Origin of the sequence: Huintestinicola sp. (assembly GCF_051882455.1) — a bacterium.
Lineage (GTDB): Bacteria > Bacillota > Clostridia > Oscillospirales > Ruminococcaceae > Huintestinicola.
This window is the reverse complement of record NZ_JBJERV010000001.1, coordinates 1-19714: the sequence shown is the minus strand read 5'-3', so window position 1 is coordinate 19714 and position 19714 is coordinate 1. Positions and strand designations below refer to the sequence as shown.

Sequence of the window (19714 nt, the reverse complement as noted above, 5' to 3'; positions counted from 1 at the left end):
GTCAATAATCACATTCGTTTCCAAGTATACATCCATATTGTGCATAATAAGGCTCATCATGTCCTCCGCACATCATATACCATTCTTTTATATGTCCTTTGGGCTTATAAACTATGGTAAACTCGGTGCTGCCTTCGGGCTTCATGGAGATAAAATCGGGCATCTCGTATATCTTTCCAACGCCGTTTATCTTTCCCGCCTCCTTCGGCTCATACATAAGCTCCTCATCTGTGCTGATGTACATCAGTTCAGCCTTGCCGTTTTCATCGGCATTATCATATACAAGGGACAGCATATATTTATTGGGGTCAATTATGAGCGCATAATCGCTGCGGTTTGTGACAGAATACTCTATCGCAAAATACTCGTTATTCTCCCCGACTCTGCCCAACATATGTGCACAAATAGATGCAGGTTCGGAAAAAGAGAACATATAATAATCGCCGCTGTTCTGATATAAATATTTCTTATAGAGATGAGTGCGGACGTCATCGGCACTCTGAATGTCGATAATCTCTGCAAAGCTGTCGGGGATAAAGCTTTCTCCCTCCTCAAAAACTTCACCGCAGTATGCCATTCCCGAAATGCACTCAGCCTGTGACAAGGTGCAGAGTGCTCTGAGATCCAGAGTGACTGATTTTCCCGACTTGATATTTTCGGCTTCTTCCGCTTTTGTATCAAAAAGATAAAGCGCATTTTCCCCCGAAAGCAAGGTCAGCTCCGAACAGTCAAAGCTCTTTTCCTCATAGGAAATGTTCTTTACCTTGACCGTCATCTCAACAGCGAACATATCGGAATTACCGCCCATCTGTGCAACTATATCGGGATAATATAAAGAGGACTTGAGATCATTAAGCTCTGCCGTTATGGAAAAGTCGTCGCTCTGAAAATATGACTGATGCTTTGATGTCGACAGCGGTGATATGGGCTTTGGCTTCGGTTTGCTTTCTTCCTTGACAGTTTCCGAAACGGGAACTGTGGTGACAGTTGTTGAAACAGTCTCCGCAACTGTACTTTCGATTACAGTCTCATTGGGTTCATTTGCCCCGGTGCAGGCTGTAAGCATAACTGCGATCATTGACGCTGTAATAATTTTTCTTTTCATAATCTATCATTCCTTTTATTCCATATGAATACTTCCGAGCATTTTCAGCGCATTGTCTCTTTCCGAAGCGGACGAAAAATCTGCCGAAGCAAAATAGACTTTTCCCTCATTGTCCGAAAACATCAGCACCGCATTTTCATCGTTCAAATATAAGCTGCATGGCTTGCCGCAGAACTCGCCGCTTACTTCTTCCGCATTATCGGGAACGCTTATTTTTCCCGATGATAATCTGAAATTTCTGCTGCCGTTCTGCCACAAAAATGTACTGCCGATCTCATTGACGCTTCCCTCATACGGTACAGCAAAAACAATATTACCCATACTGTAACGAATAAAGCCCCGGGGTATCTGCCCCGATACGATCAGCTTGTCCGAAATATTTTCGGAAAAACTTTCAGAAGAGAAGGCAGGATAGGAAGGAATATTTATTTCCTCATTTTTGCCTCTGCCGGAAAGAGCATAAATAACATTGTAAAGCTCCTCCCCGTCAAATACAGCTTCAAAATGAACGCTATTATTGTAAGCTTGTCTGAGTTCGTATTCGGTGGGTATATTTCCGTCAATTACTATTTGGGTAAGCTTGTTCATATCATCACCTTTCATCAAAGCGACCTTTTTATCGCCGTCAATGAATATGGCAATATGCAGTGATGATGAAAATCCGCCGTTTGCACGGGAAAAGCTTACCTGTGATATTGGTTCTGTCATATTAAAGGAGTCTGCCCTGCTTAATTCTTTATTTTTCAGCGAATTGCATATTAAGTCAAAAGCATCGGTATTTTCCCATTTGTTTACAGTGAAATTACCGGCTTCAAAAACAACATCAGCCGAAGAAAAATGAGAACCGTCAAGGAAACTCTCAAATACTTCCTCATGATATGGATAATTCCATTCCGAAGCGACATATTCATTCATATAGATATATGGCTCATAGCCATCGGGTGCAGAAAAATAGATAAGCTCATGCTGATCTTCATTTCTGTCCGTAACCGAAATGGAAATTCTGTCATCTGCTGTTTCATTGGTTTCGGAGATCTCCTCAGCAAACGGTGAAACAGGTTCAGCAGGCATTTCAATATCCTGCGCAGATGTAAATGTACTTCCTGCCGCAAAAATTACAGCAGCGGCAGAAACGGCGACCGCCGAGATCCTGTTTACAGGCTTAGTCGCAATAAACCGCATACGCTCCTTCAGAACATTCTTTCTTGACGCCATTGATGTAGATGCAACACCGAAGCTCTCCGACCTTTTCAAAGGAATAAGGTCAATAATCGCTTTTCCGTATCTGTATCGGCGTTCCTCTCCCAGCATTTTGATAGCAGCTTCATCGCAGGCACATTCGCAGTCACGTTTAGACAAAACCGCTGCCGCCCATACAAACGGGTCAAACCAATATACAGACAGCAGAACATATCTGAGCACTGTCCATATCAGATCGCCGTGATGATAATGGCAAAGCTCATGGGCGATAATATATTCTACAGTTTCATCGTCCTCCGCCGACTTTTCGGGGATATATATTGCGGGAAAGAACAGTCCGAAAATACATGGAGAAGCAAGATTGGGAGTGGTATATACAGGCAGCGGCGCTTCATACACAAATTCTTTTCTGCTTTTTCTCAGGGTGAATGAATACAGGATATTTACACCGCCGAACCACAAAAGCATTACTGCAGTTATAAATCTGCGAAGTGAAACAAAAGTGTTTTTTAAGGCAAATTTTTCGGTAGCTTCTATCTCAGACGCAGGAATTTCTTTTTCCCTGCTTCTTTCTATTACATCTTCGGGAATATACGGCTCGGATTCATTCAACACCACAACCGCTGAATTATCGCTTTCGCGGGCAATAGCCTGCGGGAGAATATCTTCCGCAACATTCATCACGCTGACAGAGCTATTAACAAGTTCAAAGGGCAGCATAAGTCTTACTGCAGCTACAAGCCATAGCGAATAAAGAACAGAGCATTTTATCTTTCCCTTAAAAAAAGTGCGTATAAGAATTATTATTGTAATCAGGACAGAAGAGGATATTACTGCTTCAATCACCCTTATCACTCTCCGCCTTTTTCAGAATATCGTAAAGCTCGTCAATATCTTCTTTTGACAGAGCGTTCTGATCTATCATGGAATTTACCATCATTCCAATGCTTCCACGATATATTCTTTGCAGAAAGGACTGTGTTTCGGAAACAGCAACATCTTCTCGCTTAATAAGCGAATAATAATGCTTTGCATTACCTATCTGTTCAAAGCTTACTGCTTTCTTATCTTCCATACGTTTCAGAAAGGTGATGACCGTATGCTTTGACCAGCCCGTCTCATTACTGAGTGCAGCGGTGATCTGCATAATAGTCATTGGTTCTTTTTCCCACAGCAGAGATATGATCTTCCATTCAGATGAGGAAAGTCTGACTTTTTCTTCCATATTGACCTCCAAACAGGTTTACAAATGTTTACCTATATATTACCTATATAATAGCACACAGGTAGTCACTTGTCAACCCCTTTGTTGTGATTCTGTTATTGGGATAGCAGCAAAAATTTCAGTACAGCTCGAATAATTTATTCCCGAGTATTGAAATGTACCGGAAAATTTGGAATAAAAATGCACATATTTAACAGTAGATCATGACCAATAATTCTCCAAATGATACCACATATAGCTATGCAGCCCGTCAGTAAAACCAAACCGGATCTACTGACGGGCTGCATTTTTTATGTTTATTTTGTATCACTGATATCGGTAACAATAGCGATCACTGCGGTGCAGATCCCATCGGCGATCTCTATGTCAAAGCTTCCGTTATACTGCATTGCTATATCACGCAGTATTTTCAGACCGTACCCGCTGCTTTTCTGAGGATCAAGCTTACGGTTTTCGGCATTGCCCGGTACGGGATTTTTACAGCTGATAAGTATAATGCTGTGCTTCTGCGCAGCTTTTATTTCTATATGCCGATCTGACACATCATCAAGCTTGACCGTTTCTTTTATCGCATTGTCAAGCAGATTGGAAAATATGCAGCACAAATGATTTTTTGCAATTCCGTCGGGATCATCAAGGCAAATATCAGCATTCAGACTTATATTATTCATTTCACACAGAGTAGCCTTTTCACCAATAATTGCATTCACGATCGGCACACTGCAATATTCATACTCTTTGGTATTATCAATGCTTTTTTCAAGCTCTGCCATAAGCTCCTTGGTATCGCTCAGCTTTCCCGACGAGATGAGTATCTGCATTGTAGCGATCTGATTTTTGATGTCATGTCGTATTTTAGCAGTTTCATAACGCTTTGCCTCTATGGTCTCGTAATGTTTTTCCTCCAGCAAACGCGTATATTCTATGGTTTTCAGCTCCTGCTCAAGACTCTTTTTCTTTTCAAGGTCTGTGATAAAATACAGAAAAAAGATGTCAGACACTGCAAAGATAATCATTGCAGCCAGTATCAGATAGAATGATGAAAACGAGCGTTCATTCCAGTATAAGTTCTGCAGCATCATAGCTGTATACGCCAATGCCTGTGCTATGGGAAATACAATTAACATCCAGCTTATTTTATTTTCGCTCTTGTTTACGATCCTGTTCCATACAGCCGCCATGATATATTTCAGAGGCGTAACAAGAAAAAGAAGCAATACCGCTATCATTACCTTTTCGTAGTCGTATTTGAATACATTCGCATAAATATCGAACCCGCGGAGCATAATGTGAAGCATGATCTCAACGATACTGTCTATCAGCAGACTGACTACATTGAACATGATGACCTTTATCTTACTGTCGGCTGTTATGAGTATAGTCAGAATTATCGGAACGGCAAGACCAAGTATAGGTATCAGATTTAACGCTTCACCAACGATAAGAAACTTCAGCAGTATAGGCAGTATCGCATAACCCAATGCCATAATAAGATACAGAACAGGCTTTGGCACCTTGATTTTTAAACAGCGCAGATAAGCCCAGCCGGTTACTGCTGTATGAAGTATACAGATAAATACCCACATATAAAAGTATGGATTATTAAGTTCGGTGACAGCTATATTCATAACATTTCCTCTTTTTATTTTGTAAGCAGATCACATTTGAGATATTCCAGATACAATTCTTTACATTCACGGAATTTAGAACGGCTAACAGGGATCGTAACATTATTTTCGAGAATAATTTCGGTAGAATTAAGACTTTTTATCTTGTCCATATTCACAATAAAGCTTTTATGTGAATATGCAAAGCTTGCCGAAAGCTTCTGCTTGAAATCCGAAAGCTTTTCATACGAAACAAGGGTCTTGTCCTCGGTCACGATCTTGATAAGATGTCTGTCCGACTCAACGTACAGAATATCCTTTTCATCGACCTTTGATATAATATTCTGAAAAGAAACGGCGACCATTTTCGGATGATCATCTCTGATCTGCTTCCTGGCCTTTTCAAGCATTGCCAGAAGATATTCACGTTTAACAGGCTTTTCAAGAAATCCCGGTACATTAGAGTTTTTAAGAAACAACTCATGGATGAATTTGTCTATGTATGCAGTAACATATATAATTTTTGTGTTCGGGGAAATTTTAAGAAATTCTTCGGCATAATCTATCCCGTTCCTGATATCTCCCAGATCAATGTCCATTAAAATAATGTCCGGTAAAATGTTGTTGCGGATGTCATTGAAAATGCGGTCTGCGGATGTGTAAAGTAAAAGCTCATCCTCCTCAAAAATATCAGAAAATTCATTTGAAAAAACTTCAAGATGTAAAGGTTCATTATCACAGTATACGATCAACAAAGCATTATAACCCCTTATGCAGTACTAATAAAATAATGTTACCATATATTTCTCCTTTTTTCAACTGTTTTCAGCGCCAAAAAGCTGCAAATTCTGATATGAAAACAACCAAAAATGCTTTTTGTGTTGATTATTATTTTCAATAGTTTATATTATAAGAATATAAGAAATATTTTGGAGGAATTTTATTACGTGCATAATATCTTGATGATGGCTCTTATACGGAAATTTATGTTATTGTTGAGAATTAAGACAGGCGAAAGAAACATTAGTCTGAAAGCTCCCCTCTCATCGGGAAGCTTGCTTTTAGGAGGAAGCCTTATGAAAAACAATATAATAAACCGTATTATTCCGGTAACGATCATGGCAGCTATCGGTGCTTCTTTATTTTCGGGCTGCGAAAAAATAAACGATGACGAAAATACTGTTACACCTTCTGTTCCGTCTATGACTTATGAAGCTGACGAAGCCCATGAAATAACCGAGTCCGAAACGGAAACGACAATGACAACCGCAGCCGCAGCTTCGGCTGTTGAGACCGATACGGTCAGGGAAACTGTACTGAACGAAACGTCGGCTTCTGAAATCGATACAGTTGAAAATACCGAAATAACCGAAGAGCCGACATATGAAGTCACAACATCCGAGACTTCTGAAGCCCTGAATTTTCAATCACCGAAATACATTGCAGGCTTTAATTTCACAGATGCTGCAAAAATGCAGCTTGTGTCAGAATTATACCAAATGACAAGCACAAGGATCGATGATAATATTATTCTGCCCGAAGGAAAAGTAACGGAAAAGCATATCGAAAACTATGTATTTACAACCTTCGGAAACGGTGAGGGTCTGTGGGGACTTGATTTCATTGAAACCTTTGATTTAAGCCAAAAATCTGATCCGCTCGGAAAATTCAATTCAGTCGGGCTTTGCGATGTTTATGACGCCGGGGGCGTTGACAGATTTCTTAACAATGTTTTCGGCTACAAGGCTACCCATGAAGAAGCCTACAGATATGTATATTATTATGACGGAAAGTATTATAAATACACCGGCGACGGCGGAGGAATGAATGACCTGAAAATCGAAAGTATTACAGAACCCGAAAGCGGAACATATCGTGCGAACTATATTTATACCGACTATTACTGCAATACCACCCTTTACCTGTCGGCAGTGTTCAATGTTTTCGATGATAACGGCAGGACAAGATTTCACTATTGTTCTGTTACAGCCAATACACCCGTCACGGATGATTTATCGGACAAAAGCGGCGAATGGTATATGGAGGTCATCGGTCAATACAAAGAGGTGATAGATAACGGTATTTCATACGACAAGCTTGACAAAGCAAAACATAAATATGTTCCGACTTTAGCTGCACATTACCAAAAAATGCCCGAATGGTATCTTTACGATATAGACGGAAACGGCACAGAGGAGCTTATCTGTCAATATAATATCTATCTTTATGATAACGGTAAGATATATATGCTGTTTGACCCCGACGGTGAGCATGTATCCCTGGGTGAACGTTCAAGAATGAGCTTTTATAAAAGCGGTATCATTGGAGTACATTGGGCAGGAAGTGCAGTCTGCTTTGCAAATGAATTCTTTATTATTGAGGGAAATAAGCTCAAAACCATAGATGAGATACACTATGATGAGTACGAGGATGAGAACGATCCTGTGTGGTTAGATAAGGACCCCGATACACATTATCCTGCGGATTATTATCAGGAATATATCCATTCCGCTTATGAAGAGATAGACATTTCCCGTTACCAAATCACGGTCTGAGGGAAGACTGATAAACTATAAAAAATGGAGGAATTATTTATGAATCTTGATGATCTGATACCTTCCGCACCTATTCATGCGGCTGACAGCGGAGTTGAATATGTACCGCCTGCTGCACCTGTATGGCCTGCCTATTCGAGGGTCAAGGCAGACTCACGCGGCAGGCTCTCAGTCAATGCAAAACTGAAAAGCAAGGGCGCTGCATTGATCTTGGCACTGCTGTTCGGAGGACATATTCTTTATCTGGGATATGGTTTCAAGAAATTTCTAAATCGTTTTATTCTTACTTGCTGGATCATAGGAATAATACCAACAATTGGTGATATGATCAAAATAGTAAAGGGGAAAATGACTGACGCAAACGGCGATCCGCTGAAATAAACGGAGGGTGATACATATGATGAAAAGAGATTTTTATGCTTACAGAGAACAAAATCAGGTGATACCGCCCCTTGATTTTATACGATATCCTGACGGAAATACCAAAATTATTGGCGCACCGCCGCGTATTCTTTCTCAGTGGGCTATCAATTCCAAGCCTGCAGGCAATCTCAATAAAGGTGAATTTGCGGGAAAAGCTGCAAAAGCAGCATTTAGTTTTGCCGGAGAATTTTTTGCTATGGGAGCGGGTATTGATACAGGATTTTCGGGAATGAGAAAAGCAGGAGCGAATATAGGCGATGCTATAACTGCTGTAAACAACAGCAATATGCACTCATTAGCAGCCTGCGTCAAACAGTTCAGACAATGGGAAGAAAGCAGATGGAAGGAGCTGTATCTGTTATATTCCTTTGAGCCTGCAGAAGGGAAAATAGGTGAGATCTATAAGGGCGCTCGGGATAATGACGGTTTTGTCGGTCACTGTTTTGAGAAAAACGGTGATTATTTTGAAGGCTTCTTCGCTAACAACGGTACACGTCTTGGCATCTTTGTATTTGCAAACGGTGACAGAGTGTTTGGAACTATGTATAACGGAAGTAAATATAATAATTGCTACTGCCTTGGAGCTGACGGCAGCCGTGTTGCGGGAAAGTTTGACAATAATGAACTTATCGATGGAGTAATTATGACGGATTCCTGTGCTTTTTGCGGGCAGTGGCAGAACGGTCAGCTTCATGGTGTCGGCTATGCCAGATATGCCGATAATTCCTGCTTTGCAGGTGAGTGGAGCCACGGCAGACCTATTGAATAAGGGGGAATGATCGTGACCTATGCCGATGTTCATATGAAAGCTATTGAAATGGCAAACCTTGCCCAAAACCCGAAGCAGTTCAACAATGCGATAAAGCTGCTCATGTCAAATGCGGAGCATTATCCCCGTTCCGCATATGAACTGTTCAAGCAGTTCAGAAATGTGGATATGGAGCTTGCCTGCTCATATCTTGTACTTGCTGCTCAGAACGGCTGGGATAATGCAAGGATAAAGCTTGCCGAATATCTTGCCTACGGAACATATTTTGACCGAAACGAAAATCGTGCATTGGAGCTGGCCGGACCATATGCAGATACAGAACCTTTCGCTGCAAATCTGATGGGTGTGATATATCTGACAGGCACACAGGTGGCATTTGATCTGAGAAAAGCGGCTGCTTATTTCACAAAAGCCTCAGCTATGGGCTTCGGTCAGGCAAGTCTTAATATCGGACTGATATGCACAGGCGGTTACGGCGCAGATCCCGATCCCCAAAAAGCCCTTGACTGGTTTATAACCTCTGCTGAGCAGGGCTGCGGTGAGGGCTGTTATGCGGCAGCCTGCATTTATATCGAAAATGATAATTTTCCCGCGGCACATAACTATCTTGTAAAAGGCGTTTCGCTGGGCGACAGAAAGTGTGCAGAGCTTCTTCCTGATCTGCGAATAGCAATGGGGAGCTTAGATAATGTTACCGCCTCATTCAGACAATCCTCTGTAAACGAATCGAAGTTTTCATATACCGGACAGAAGGATTCTGTTGAGGAGGCTTATGCTGCCGAGCAGCAGCGTATTCAGACAGCCGAAGCCAATCGTGATGCGCTTACTGCGGCGGCAGCACAGGCAGGCGGAGGATATATTGACGTTGAAGCAGGTGTTATATACACTAAGGACGGGCGTACAATAGTTTCCGATGCCGAAACAAATACAATGTTCTCGGCAGACGGAGTAAGCATTTTTGATGATAAGTCAAAGGTTTTGTACGGAACCAATACGCTTTCTTACTTTGATGATGATATGAATTCAATGTACGATTCTGTGCGGCAGCGTATCACATATATTTATAAATGACTTTTATATATTCTGTGTCACGGTTATTCCCAAAAATGTTGCGATTTGTCCCCACAAAATCAATGCTTGCTAAAACCTACCCGTATTCTCCCGAGTTGAAAGCCTTTGCTATGAAGTATATGTCCAATCTCCGCCTGACTTTTCCGAAACGGTATAGGTGATATAATAGCCGTCATCTGTGTACATAGGGAACAGGTTTGCGAATGTTGCGCTCCAGTTGTTCCCGGACGAAGTAATAGGAACATCCGATAAAAGAACATCACCGCTGCTGTTTTTAAGCTCGGCTGACAAGGGGGTTCCGTTCTCATCTGCAGAAAGCACCGCTGTATATTTTACCGCCACAGGGCCTGCCGCCGATTTTCCCGTAATAGTAAATTCAAGCGTCTGATGTGTTACGCCGTCGCCCCAGACTTTTTTTATTGTGTAATCCTGCAAATTCTTAACGGAATTTGTGACCTCATAAACATACATAGGTATCCCGTCAAATTCTGTTGAAACGGTGGTTTCCTTATACAAACAGGAAGATACATAGGTGTTGTCCTTTATCTTAAATTCCGCTGATAATTCATCGGACGAATAGGAACAGTCCACAGCCGAGCTGTTCAGCGTGACATATTCCTTTATTCCCACAGGAGTGAGCATTTTCCCTTCATCATTGCGCAGACTGACAACAAATGTCGTTTCCTTGCTCGACACGCTGTTGCCGAAGCCCGAAAGAGTGTTGCTGCCCTGAGAAAAAGAATCTATTTCATAGTAAGTGCCTTCGTTATCCTGACAGATCAGGGCAAATCTCAGCTCAGCCTGTTCCAGATCCTTTAATGACGAGGGCGCCTGCCATATTTTATTGACCTTTATTGCTGTTTCGGCACTCAGAACGTTCTGAATAGTTCCGCCGTTTGCCGCACCGTATCCATTAGCGGGATAAACAACGGAATAATTGGTTTCATTTCCGTCATCAAGCACTTCTTCCACAAAATAGAAATATCTTGCGCCGTTTTCATCGAATTTGGGCAGGCTGTACCCTTGGGGAAAAAGATGGTCAAAGGATATTGTCACATCATTCCCCGCTGTACCGGCGGGAATTTCATATGTAAGCACAGTCTGACTGTCCGAATTAGGTGCTTTGGCTATGACCTTAGTGGCTCTTTTCAGATTTTCCGCAGTAATTTCTGTATCGCTCTCATTCGCCATAATATATCTCATAAGAGTAAATGAAGCCTTTGGACGAAGGGTGCTGTCATTATCAAGCCATTCGAGGCTTGCTTCAAAATTGCAGGTTCCCGATATTGTGGCAACGATAGTACCGCCCGAGTAGCAGCGGTCGAAAATATTTCCGTAGGTGCCCTGACCGTTATTGTAGGTCAGAACATAATCGGAAGATATTTCGTCGCAGATAAGTGAATATTCTATTCCCCGATTATCGGCAGTATATCTGGGAAGAGGCTTTTCCGCCTTTATCGTCCATTCGGAAGTCTCTCCGTCCGATATGGACAGCCCTGTATCGTTTGTTATATCGGTATAAGCCCCATTTATGCACTTATACAGGTGCAGCTTTCCTATAACACTCTCCGCCGACGGACGGTCTTCCTGCACAGCAGAATCCGACCATTTCAGTTTTGCACTGTAATCCGCAGTAAGTGTGTTTATAAATGTATCGGTATTGCTGTCATATTCGCAGATATAATTATCCGCTTCCTCGGTGACAGAATAGGTCACCGTACTGCCGTTTACAGCATTAGGCAGACCGCTGTAAGAATATCTGTAATTGTTGCTTGCAGCCGGGTTTGAACATACCGCCGCGGGGACAGCATCCAGTCCGAACATATCAAGACTGTCTGCGTTCAAAGGAAACGGTTCACCTCCATCAAGGCTGTACATAAGTGTAAAACGGGGATTTCTTCCATCGGAAGCGTTGTTGTCCACCCATTTTACAGTCCATGAAACGGTGGTGTTGTATCTTGCATTGATTATCTCAACAAAATATTCGGAATTTTCCTCGGGGGTGAACGGTATAGGATCCTTGCTTTCGTTGAATGAAGCATTGCCGTCGTCCGAAAAAGCATATGATGAAAGCTTATATCCGACCAGCCCGCTAAGATCCTCAGAAACGGTGCACTCAACTCCCACAGGCACTCGAATATTAGCAGCGGAACTGTCTGCTCCGGCAGATACAGTCAGCGTTTTATCAATGGTCACTGAACCGCTGCCTTTGCTGAGGGTTATCTTAACAGGAAAGTTCGTACTTGTGTCAACACCGCCGGGGACTTTTTTGGATATAGTCAGCCCGGAGGTGATAGGATTTAACGTCAGAATTGCCCTATTGTTCGCAGTTACCTCGGCAGCTGCCTCGGAATAATATGCAGACTTTGGGATATGAAGCTTGTACAAGCTTATATCAACGCCGTTTATTTTTGAGGGTACTTTGCTGATATTGAAGGTTCCTCCGCCGTCATCTCCGTCCACATACTGCATATAAATATTTCCGCTGTAATTGGTGGATTGCAGGTCCAGCGGTATCTCGCCGTCAGCCGTGACAGCATGAAGCTCAATGGCGGAGCTGTCAAAGCTGACGGGACGGGTCAAGCTTTTCCAGCTTTCGTCCCCCGAATAATTGACAGTGCCCGAAAAAGAAACGTCATATGCACTTTCACCCGAAAAAACAGCGGATTCGTTGTTGAAAAGAATAGCTTCGGCATTTTCCGGATCTGCCTCCAAGGTCTGAGAAACAACGGGAACATTTCCCGCTTCCTCTTCGGCAGCGATATTTGCCGGAAAGCTGTTGAAGATAGACATTGCCATTACTGCTGCAAGAAAGCCCGCAGCTTTACGTTTTATTGAAGAACTGAACATTTTGTTTCACACATCCTTAAAAGGTGTTTCGCTACAAAGAAATTTTTATATATCCATAAAAAATCCCGATAGTTATACATAATATATTATACCGAGCGAATGGGTGCAAAAGAGCGCCATTTTTTATTGTTTTTCGATAAATTAGAAAAATTTACACAAATTATATATTTTTTTAGAAAATATTAATTAAAGTAATTTGATAAAAATCACTTTTTAAAATTATTCATAGATAATTAATAGATTTTTTCTCAGCATATGTCAATATTCTCAATTCCACCGAATATAGGAATAATAATTGAAACGCCCGGATTCCTGCCAAATTACAACGCCTTCAATAATCTGAAATTCCTTGCGAACATAAGCGGTATGAAGGATAATGAAAAAATAAAAAGGCGTCTGAGTGAGGTTGGACTTGATCCGGACAGTAAGAAGCATGTGGGTAAATTCTCTCTTGGCATGCGTCAACGTTTGGGACTTGCTCAGGCAATTATGGAAGATCCGGATCTGCTTATTCTTGATGAGCCAATGAATGGTCTTGACAAGGAAGGCGTTGCAGATATGAGAAAATATCTCCTTGACCTGAAAGAGCAAGGAAAAACAATTCTGATCGCATCACACTCCGCAGAGGATATTGATGTGCTTTGTGATACTGTTTGTGAAATGGATAAGGGTGTTCTAAAGAAAATGAAAGGATAATCATCTCATTAGCTTAATCGCCTGCAAACGAACAATGTTAACTGTAAAATATTCTGCTCAATGCACAAAAATCCCGCACAATAGTTGTCACATTTGACGGACAGTTCGAGTACAATTCGCCCATATAAAACAACGAAAAAGCCCGTAGATACGTTCTTACGATAAGGATACTCGACAGACAGTCAGAACGTATCAAAAAAGGCGTTCAGGTAACTTATACAGTTGCCGGAACGCCTTTTTGTTTTGTGTATAATTAATTCATTAGCATTTTGAGAGTAAATCCCATGTGAAAAATACTATGTTTTCGCCCGATATTTTGGGGTGTAGGGAAGTTTACTAAAAAATCCAAAGACGGATCACAAACATAATACTCAAGAATAGCTGTAAAAATCAATTGACCTGTCTTTTTCCGAACACACGATATGCCGATACCCCAAATATCACCGCCGCAATTGCAGCAAATACAGGTGTAAAAATGTACGGACGAATTACCAAACCGAACAGCTCAAACTGAATACTGTCTATAATACACCAAAATGCCATCATATTCGAAGGCAGCAGGCAGAACAGCTTATACAGCCACACAATATCTTCGGAAACATTTAACATCATTGGCGCAATAATTATTACGGACATAATTACGATAGTTCCCGAGGGAGCTTTTATTGCTGCGGACAGCAGAGCCGTAAGTGCCGCCGTCATAATGCACGCTGCAAAACCGCTGGCGGAATACAGAAGCGCACATTGTCCCATATTCAGCGGATATGACATCATTGGCACTTGAAGCTGTATTGCTGCATCTGCTCCGTCTGTGCCCCATATTGCCATACATTCGGCATATGTAAGCACCGTGAGTATTACGGATAATCCTGCGGACAATGTAAAGCTTACAAACAGCTTTGCCCACACAAGCAGATTTTTTCCGTGCTTTGAGGATAATATCAGGCTGTCAGCGCCGCTGGTGTATTCCCCCGAAAAAAGCGGTGCGAAAATTATTGCGGCAGCAACAGCGATAATAATTCCCGTGGTGTACATTATTGCAAAAAATCTTGTGTAACCGTTGGTAGCTTCAAACATTATGGGCTTTTCCACCTTAGTGTCCGCTGCAAGAACGGACTGCTTTGCCGTATCGCTCATTTTGGTCTGCATTATGGACTGCTCCTGTTTCTGACGGCGCATTTCGTAGAATTTATCTGCCTGTTCTACTGTCATATTCCCGAAATCTTCAACGTCAAAGCGTTCCGACGATGTATTGTAAACGCTGCGGACTATGGAATATATTTCGCTGTATTTTCTTGCGTAATTTTCATATTCCTCGCTGTCGGTATATTTTTCGGCGGAATTCAGTTCAAGCTTTGAATATGCCTCGGAAGCCTCCATAATAAGCTCGGTGTCGATAGTACGTCCCGACAGTTTCCTTGCGTTTTCACGGTCGATTTTCATATCGTCATATCGTGACATTACAGGCTCGCCGTTACTGTCGTAAACATAGCCGATTATCGTGCCGAACACGCTGAATAATGATACTGCGGCAGCAAGTATCAGCGTTATTACCGCACCCTTGCGTTTAAAAATCTTTTTGTATTCATAAGATACTAAGTTCCAAAATATATTCATAAAAAATCTCCTTATGCCGTCTGATGATGTGTAAATTTATATACAGCCCACGGCAGACAGATCGTCGATATTATCACAGGCGAAATTATAATATAATACGGCTGCCAGATATGAAAATACATATTCATTCCGAATATTGCGGTATAATTACCCACAAAAGGCAGCCATGCTGCAATAAATTCCAAGGATTCCGGAATAAGTCCGCTCATAAATCCCGATATTATTATCGCTGCAGGAATTATCACCGCAGGAAACGCAGAATGCACCGCCGATGAAACAAATGCAGTTAATAAAGTTATGGATACGCAGCTAATAAATCCCAGTATTATCTGATAAAGCTCCGCCTGACCTATTGTAATAGGCGCAAAGGAATACGGCTTTATAAACTGAACGGGACATTCCAGACCTCTTACACCGAGAAAATAAAGCTGTCCGAGAATATATACCCCAACGCCCGATAAATATGCGATACAGGTAAAAGTAAATGCCGCACCAAGCTTTGCAAATGTGATCTTTCTTCTGCCATGCTTTGCGGACAAAATAACGGGCACAGTCCTTTCGCTATACTCCGCCGCAAAAATGGGGGCGGTAAAAACTATGCAGGCAAATGCGGCAATTATCGGAATAGGCACTATCATTTCAAGATACATTTGCTGTCCTGCATACCAATCATAATGAAACGGCGTTTGGACTTTTCCGTTAAGCATTATAAAATATTCCCTGTCTTTCTCATTGGAAACGCAGCTGTAAAGCCAATCCTCGGCGGCTTTGTCACGCACGGAATAGAAACTTTTTATCTCATTTTCGGGAACGTCCAATATAGAATTAAAATAGCTGTATTCGGGCAGAAAGCTATACAAATTCCGAAGAACATACTGCATTGTACCCAGAGGAACAACGTATTTATCCCATACCTCCTGGGACGGATTAAGAGTGCTGTCAAATTCGTTGGGTACAAGGTTTTCTTCCGAATATGCAGTCAATATGTTATGGTACGCTTCAAGAAGCTTTTCTTCCGTAAGTTCGCCCCTGTATTTGTCCGCAAATTCGTATTGACGTGCTATTTCCGCTATTCCGTCTGTGTTGCCGATTGAAGAAGTCAGATTTACAACGGAGTTGTAAATGGTAGAAAAAACAGCATAGGCAACAAGTATGAACAGGGAAATCTTCGTTGATTTACGCCGCCATATTTTTGTAAGCTCCCACTTGAAAAGGCTCATTTTTCCTCAGTCCTTTCCTCTTCGCTGAAATAATAAAGATAGAGATCTTCAAGCGTCGCTTCTGTATTAACAGCATTTTCACAAGGCTTTTCATCGCATACAAGCCGCAAAAATACACCGTCAGACGCATTTCGTGTGTTGATAACTGGGTATTTTTCGGTAAGCATATCGGCAATATCCTGCGGCACGGTGCATTCCCATACCTTGCCCTTTATAACGCTGATAATTTCATCAAGTGAGCCGCTGTGGATAAGCTGGCCGCTTTTCATTACAAGGATAGTATTTGCAATATGTTCAATATCCGAAACGATATGTGTTGAAAGCAGAATTATCCTGTCCGCACCCATTCGTGAAATAAGGTTGCGGAAACGCACTCTTTCCTTCGGGTCGAGTCCTGCCGTTGGCTCGTCAAGGACAAGTATCTTCGGGTCATTGAGCATTGCCTGTGCGATACCAAGACGCTGCTTCATTCCTCCCGAAAAGGTCTTTATCTTCTTTTTGGCTTCATTTTTCAGCGATACAAGCTCTAAAAGCTCGGCGGTCCTCGCCTTTGCTTTCGTTTTGGGCAGACCTTTAAGGGCGGCAATATACATCATAAAATCCTGCGCCGTAAACTCGGGATAATACCCGAAATCCTGCGGAAGATAGCCGAGGATATCACGGTATTCCTCCCTTGCAACATCAATGCCGTCATAGGAAATGCTGCCCGATGTAGGGTTTAGAACGCCGCACATCATTCGCATAAGCGTGGTTTTTCCTGCGCCATTTGCACCGAGAAGCCCGTAAACGCCTTTTGTGAGTGTAAGGGAAATGCGGTCGCAGGCGATTTTATTGCCGTAATTTTTTGTTACTCTGTCAAGTGTGAGTTCCATAGTAATTTGCTCCGTTCGATATTTTTTTCATATTTAAAATAATTGCAGCTGTCCCGAAAATGCACAGTAGAATACAGAAATTATTGCAGATATTTTCGGGAATTTCCACCTGAGAACCCTGCAAAAGTATTCCCCATACGCTGACAAAAAGTGCCGCCGCACCGCTGATATATCCGCCTTCCTTACCTTTGAAGTGGCTAAATATAGCAAGAGATACTCCGTTTACCAAGAGAAAGGGTGTAAGGATATAAATTGCCGCATTTGCGATGCCAACGGGCGTAAATATTCCCGAAATCAGAGTCAAAGCAGCAATTACCGCAAAGCTGACAGTACCGAGGATAAGCGTTCTTGCACCCGTCAGCTGCGGCAGAGAAAACCTGCACGCCGTTTCAAGCTCGGTCATACCGTACATATTCGAGCGTGATATTTCCGAGGCGGTCAGCATTGCAAGAAAAGGCGTAAGGGAGGATATTATCCACACCGCAGGAAGTTCGATATATGACGGATTTTTCAGCGACATAAAGCATACCGTGCAAATCGCAGCGGCAACTATCAGCACGGAAACTACCCACACACGCTTGCGGATATATTTTATCTGGGAAAACACAAACTGCGAAAAATTCAATCCGGGATAAGGGAGAGAGTTCAGAAATATTTCTTTTCGCTTTGGTTCGGGGGGCGAAAATGCTTCGTACAATTCCATTTTTACATTCATTTCAATGCTCCTTTCAGCAGTTTTTTCATTTGGGCAAGTGCAGACTTTTCAAGCCGATACACCGCAAAACGGGAGATCCCAAGAGTGTCTGCCGTTTCATTCACCGACATATCCGCAATATACCGCATTACAAGAACTTCACGATGTTGTTCGTCAAGCTTTTCAAGAGCCGTTCGGACGGCAATTTTTGTATCGCTTTTGTCGGAAAAATCCTCCGCCGGATAGTCATCGGAAAGCTCTTCGGTCTGCTTTCGTCGGAACATATCCGTGCAGAGATTTTTTGCGATTGTGAAAATATATGCGGCGTTTATATCGGTATTCTGCGCAAAAAACCTGAGAAAGGCTTCCTGAGTGATGTCCTCGGCAGAAGCGGAATTTCTCAGCTTGTAAAAGCAGTAGCGGTATATTTTGTCGTACAATTCTTCTATCTCCCGTGACACCCGTAAAACCTCCTCTCATAATGTATAACGGATAACTGCTTTGAAATGTGCGGGGATTTTAAAAAAAATATAAATCTGCCCGATATGTTGATTTATGTCCATATCGGGCGGCATTATCATGAACTCAGGCTTTCATCATCTTTGTATTATGATATTATAGAGATGTAATAACAGATTTTCTTCTGAATTTGTGCTATCTGTACATCAGTATGCGGAAAGGTTATTTCATCATTTCGAGAAAACCAATAATTCAAGGTAGCTAAGAAAATCGAAAATCTGCTCACAAACAAGTTGTAAACGCATTGCATTAATAAGGTTGAAAAAAGAGGTTGGCAGAATGTCGCAAGTGCAGAAAAAGTACATCTTTTTCCCGACCGGCTCCGCAGTCGGCTTGTTAGGGGCTGTCTGCCTCTAAAACCCGGAAATGATATTTTTGTAAAATATCGAAATAAAGAAATTTTAATGCCGATGTGTAGCTATCGGCTGCGAAAAGTAATATTACCTTTCTATGCTTGCTGTCCTGCAAGCATAAGTCTATATACTCCTATCCAAACCTAAAACTGTACAGTTTTTCTTCGCTTGCGAGTGTTTCCCAAAAGGTATATACCTTTTCCACGCTTGCGGGCTTTTACCCATAAAGTCATATGACTTTTCAACGCTTGCGGATATCTTGCGGATATCTTGATCACAAATCGTATTCAACCGGGTTGAAACTCATTTTCTCCATTTTTTCACCGACTCACTTTTACCGCAATCATCGGACGTTGCAGGAAAGTTCATCATCCATTCCGTATATTCTTCCTCGGTGATGATTTCTTCACTTAACTCTTTTCTGCGAAGCTGCCACTCCGAAAGAAACTCATTCAGCAGATGATTGTGAAATTGAAGTGCAGGCTGCGGATTTCCTAATTCGTCGGGAACGGAGATTATTGAGAAATTGTTGGTGTGATGTTTCTTCGATTCCTGCTCCAAGTCAAAAAGCAGATGAATGAAAGTTTCTGTATTTTCTAAAGTCGGTTTTTTCAGAGAATTGATATTTACGTCAAGTATGGAAGCTATCTCCGACAGCAATTCCAACTTAGGCGTTCTTGTGCCGCTTTCGTATTGTGCGATTCGGACATCAGCAGATTTTTCATCGAAGCCGAGTTTCATTCCAAGTTCTTTTTGAGTAAGTCCACGAAGATTTCTTGCGTTTTTGATTTTTTCACCTATTGTCATAATAACCCTCCCGAGATTTTTCTCTATTTTGATTTTACCATATTTTCAAATTGCAATCAATGCTCCTAATCAAAAAAGTTAAAGAAATTTTCTGAAATCTCTTGACAAAAGCAAATTTGTATAGTATAATA

Annotated in this window: 16 protein-coding genes and 1 pseudogene; 5 read left to right on the top strand and 12 right to left on the bottom strand. The window is 41.8% G+C overall.

Annotated elements, in window-relative coordinates:
• Window position 1: 1 nt before the first annotated feature.
• The 5 genes from ACI4J0_RS00085 to ACI4J0_RS00065 form a co-directional block, all read right to left on the bottom strand.
• The gene (locus tag ACI4J0_RS00085; protein WP_439763775.1) at window positions 2-1105 is read right to left on the bottom strand and encodes a hypothetical protein; all 1104 of its coding nucleotides are present in this window, start codon (window positions 1103-1105) and stop codon (window positions 2-4) included.
• A 15-nt stretch (window positions 1106-1120) separates the two neighbouring features.
• Complete coding sequence (locus ACI4J0_RS00080) at window positions 1121-3160, bottom strand: M56 family metallopeptidase (RefSeq protein WP_439763774.1); 2040 nt, start codon at window positions 3158-3160, stop codon at window positions 1121-1123.
• Window positions 3144-3530, bottom strand: coding sequence for a BlaI/MecI/CopY family transcriptional regulator (locus ACI4J0_RS00075; RefSeq protein WP_439763773.1), 387 nt, complete (start codon window positions 3528-3530; stop codon window positions 3144-3146). Before ACI4J0_RS00075 ends, ACI4J0_RS00080 begins: the two co-directional genes overlap by 17 nt.
• Before the next feature lie 296 nt (window positions 3531-3826).
• Window positions 3827-5158 (bottom strand): sensor histidine kinase, encoded by a 1332-nt coding sequence (locus ACI4J0_RS00070; protein ID WP_439763772.1) that lies wholly within the window; start codon window positions 5156-5158, stop codon window positions 3827-3829.
• A gap of 14 nt (window positions 5159-5172) precedes the next feature.
• Complete coding sequence (locus ACI4J0_RS00065; protein ID WP_439763805.1) at window positions 5173-5889, bottom strand: LytR/AlgR family response regulator transcription factor; 717 nt, start codon at window positions 5887-5889, stop codon at window positions 5173-5175.
• Between the two features lie 324 nt (window positions 5890-6213).
• On the opposite strand from ACI4J0_RS00065, the gene ACI4J0_RS00060 reads away from it, so the two are divergent.
• From ACI4J0_RS00060 to ACI4J0_RS00045, 4 genes are read left to right on the top strand one after another with little or no spacing between them, the layout of a single operon-like run.
• Window positions 6214-7692 (top strand): hypothetical protein, encoded by a 1479-nt coding sequence (locus ACI4J0_RS00060; RefSeq protein WP_439763771.1) that lies wholly within the window; start codon window positions 6214-6216, stop codon window positions 7690-7692.
• Window positions 7693-7731: 39 nt separating this feature from the next.
• Entirely contained in the window at window positions 7732-8073 is a 342-nt protein-coding gene (locus ACI4J0_RS00055; protein ID WP_439763770.1) for a hypothetical protein, read from the top strand.
• A 16-nt stretch (window positions 8074-8089) separates the two neighbouring features.
• Complete coding sequence (locus ACI4J0_RS00050) at window positions 8090-8884, top strand: hypothetical protein (protein ID WP_439763769.1); 795 nt, start codon at window positions 8090-8092, stop codon at window positions 8882-8884.
• A 6-nt stretch (window positions 8885-8890) separates the two neighbouring features.
• Window positions 8891-9955, top strand: a complete 1065-nt coding sequence (locus ACI4J0_RS00045; protein ID WP_439763768.1) for a tetratricopeptide repeat protein — start codon at window positions 8891-8893, stop codon at window positions 9953-9955.
• A 108-nt stretch (window positions 9956-10063) separates the two neighbouring features.
• Here the strand turns inward: ACI4J0_RS00045 and ACI4J0_RS00040 are convergent, their stop codons facing one another.
• Window positions 10064-12805 carry a Cna B-type domain-containing protein gene (locus ACI4J0_RS00040; RefSeq protein ID WP_439763767.1) on the bottom strand — a complete coding sequence of 914 codons (2742 nt, stop codon included), beginning with the start codon at window positions 12803-12805 and terminating at the stop codon, window positions 10064-10066.
• A 273-nt stretch (window positions 12806-13078) separates the two neighbouring features.
• On the opposite strand from ACI4J0_RS00040, the pseudogene ACI4J0_RS00035 reads away from it, so the two are divergent.
• Window positions 13079-13501: pseudogene (locus tag ACI4J0_RS00035) on the top strand (ATP-binding cassette domain-containing protein); the annotation flags it as partial.
• 390 nt (window positions 13502-13891) lie between these two features.
• On the opposite strand, the gene ACI4J0_RS00030 reads toward ACI4J0_RS00035, so the two are convergent.
• The 6 genes from ACI4J0_RS00030 to ACI4J0_RS00005 all read right to left on the bottom strand — a co-directional run bounded on the left by ACI4J0_RS00030 (window position 13892) and on the right by ACI4J0_RS00005 (window position 19583).
• On the bottom strand, window positions 13892-15118 hold the full coding sequence (locus ACI4J0_RS00030; protein ID WP_439763766.1) for an ABC transporter permease: 1227 nt from the start codon (window positions 15116-15118) through the stop codon (window positions 13892-13894).
• A gap of 11 nt (window positions 15119-15129) precedes the next feature.
• Entirely contained in the window at window positions 15130-16338 is a 1209-nt protein-coding gene (locus ACI4J0_RS00025; RefSeq protein WP_439763765.1) for an ABC transporter permease subunit, read from the bottom strand.
• Window positions 16335-17210, bottom strand: coding sequence for an ABC transporter ATP-binding protein (locus ACI4J0_RS00020; RefSeq protein ID WP_439763764.1), 876 nt, complete (start codon window positions 17208-17210; stop codon window positions 16335-16337). The genes ACI4J0_RS00025 and ACI4J0_RS00020 overlap by 4 nt, the downstream gene beginning before the upstream one ends.
• Window positions 17194-17925: a hypothetical protein gene (locus ACI4J0_RS00015; RefSeq protein ID WP_439763763.1), complete on the bottom strand. Its 732-nt coding sequence runs from the start codon at window positions 17923-17925 to the stop codon at window positions 17194-17196. Before ACI4J0_RS00015 ends, ACI4J0_RS00020 begins: the two co-directional genes overlap by 17 nt.
• Window positions 17922-18344, bottom strand: a complete 423-nt coding sequence (locus ACI4J0_RS00010; RefSeq protein ID WP_439763762.1) for an RNA polymerase sigma factor — start codon at window positions 18342-18344, stop codon at window positions 17922-17924. Before ACI4J0_RS00010 ends, ACI4J0_RS00015 begins: the two co-directional genes overlap by 4 nt.
• A gap of 735 nt (window positions 18345-19079) precedes the next feature.
• Window positions 19080-19583: a helix-turn-helix domain-containing protein gene (locus ACI4J0_RS00005; RefSeq protein WP_439763761.1), complete on the bottom strand. Its 504-nt coding sequence runs from the start codon at window positions 19581-19583 to the stop codon at window positions 19080-19082.
• Between the last annotated feature and the right edge of the window lie 131 nt (window positions 19584-19714).

Excerpts from the sequence above, each read along its gene's own strand:
- ACI4J0_RS00085 (WP_439763775.1), bottom strand. The coding sequence starts at position 1,105 with ATGAAAAGAAAAATTATTACAGCGTCAATGATCGCAGTTATGCTTACA.
- ACI4J0_RS00075 (WP_439763773.1), bottom strand. The coding sequence starts at position 3,530 with ATGGAAGAAAAAGTCAGACTTTCCTCATCTGAATGGAAGATCATATCT.
- ACI4J0_RS00070 (WP_439763772.1), bottom strand. The coding sequence starts at position 5,158 with ATGAATATAGCTGTCACCGAACTTAATAATCCATACTTTTATATGTGG.
- ACI4J0_RS00060 (WP_439763771.1), top strand. The coding sequence starts at position 6,214 with ATGAAAAACAATATAATAAACCGTATTATTCCGGTAACGATCATGGCA.
- ACI4J0_RS00055 (WP_439763770.1), top strand. The coding sequence starts at position 7,732 with ATGAATCTTGATGATCTGATACCTTCCGCACCTATTCATGCGGCTGAC.
- ACI4J0_RS00050 (WP_439763769.1), top strand. The coding sequence starts at position 8,090 with ATGATGAAAAGAGATTTTTATGCTTACAGAGAACAAAATCAGGTGATA.
- ACI4J0_RS00045 (WP_439763768.1), top strand. The coding sequence starts at position 8,891 with ATGATCGTGACCTATGCCGATGTTCATATGAAAGCTATTGAAATGGCA.
- ACI4J0_RS00040 (WP_439763767.1), bottom strand. The coding sequence starts at position 12,805 with ATGTTCAGTTCTTCAATAAAACGTAAAGCTGCGGGCTTTCTTGCAGCA.
- ACI4J0_RS00030 (WP_439763766.1), bottom strand. The coding sequence starts at position 15,118 with ATGAATATATTTTGGAACTTAGTATCTTATGAATACAAAAAGATTTTT.
- ACI4J0_RS00025 (WP_439763765.1), bottom strand. The coding sequence starts at position 16,338 with ATGAGCCTTTTCAAGTGGGAGCTTACAAAAATATGGCGGCGTAAATCA.
- ACI4J0_RS00020 (WP_439763764.1), bottom strand. The coding sequence starts at position 17,210 with ATGGAACTCACACTTGACAGAGTAACAAAAAATTACGGCAATAAAATC.
- ACI4J0_RS00015 (WP_439763763.1), bottom strand. The coding sequence starts at position 17,925 with ATGAATGTAAAAATGGAATTGTACGAAGCATTTTCGCCCCCCGAACCA.
- ACI4J0_RS00005 (WP_439763761.1), bottom strand. The coding sequence starts at position 19,583 with ATGACAATAGGTGAAAAAATCAAAAACGCAAGAAATCTTCGTGGACTT.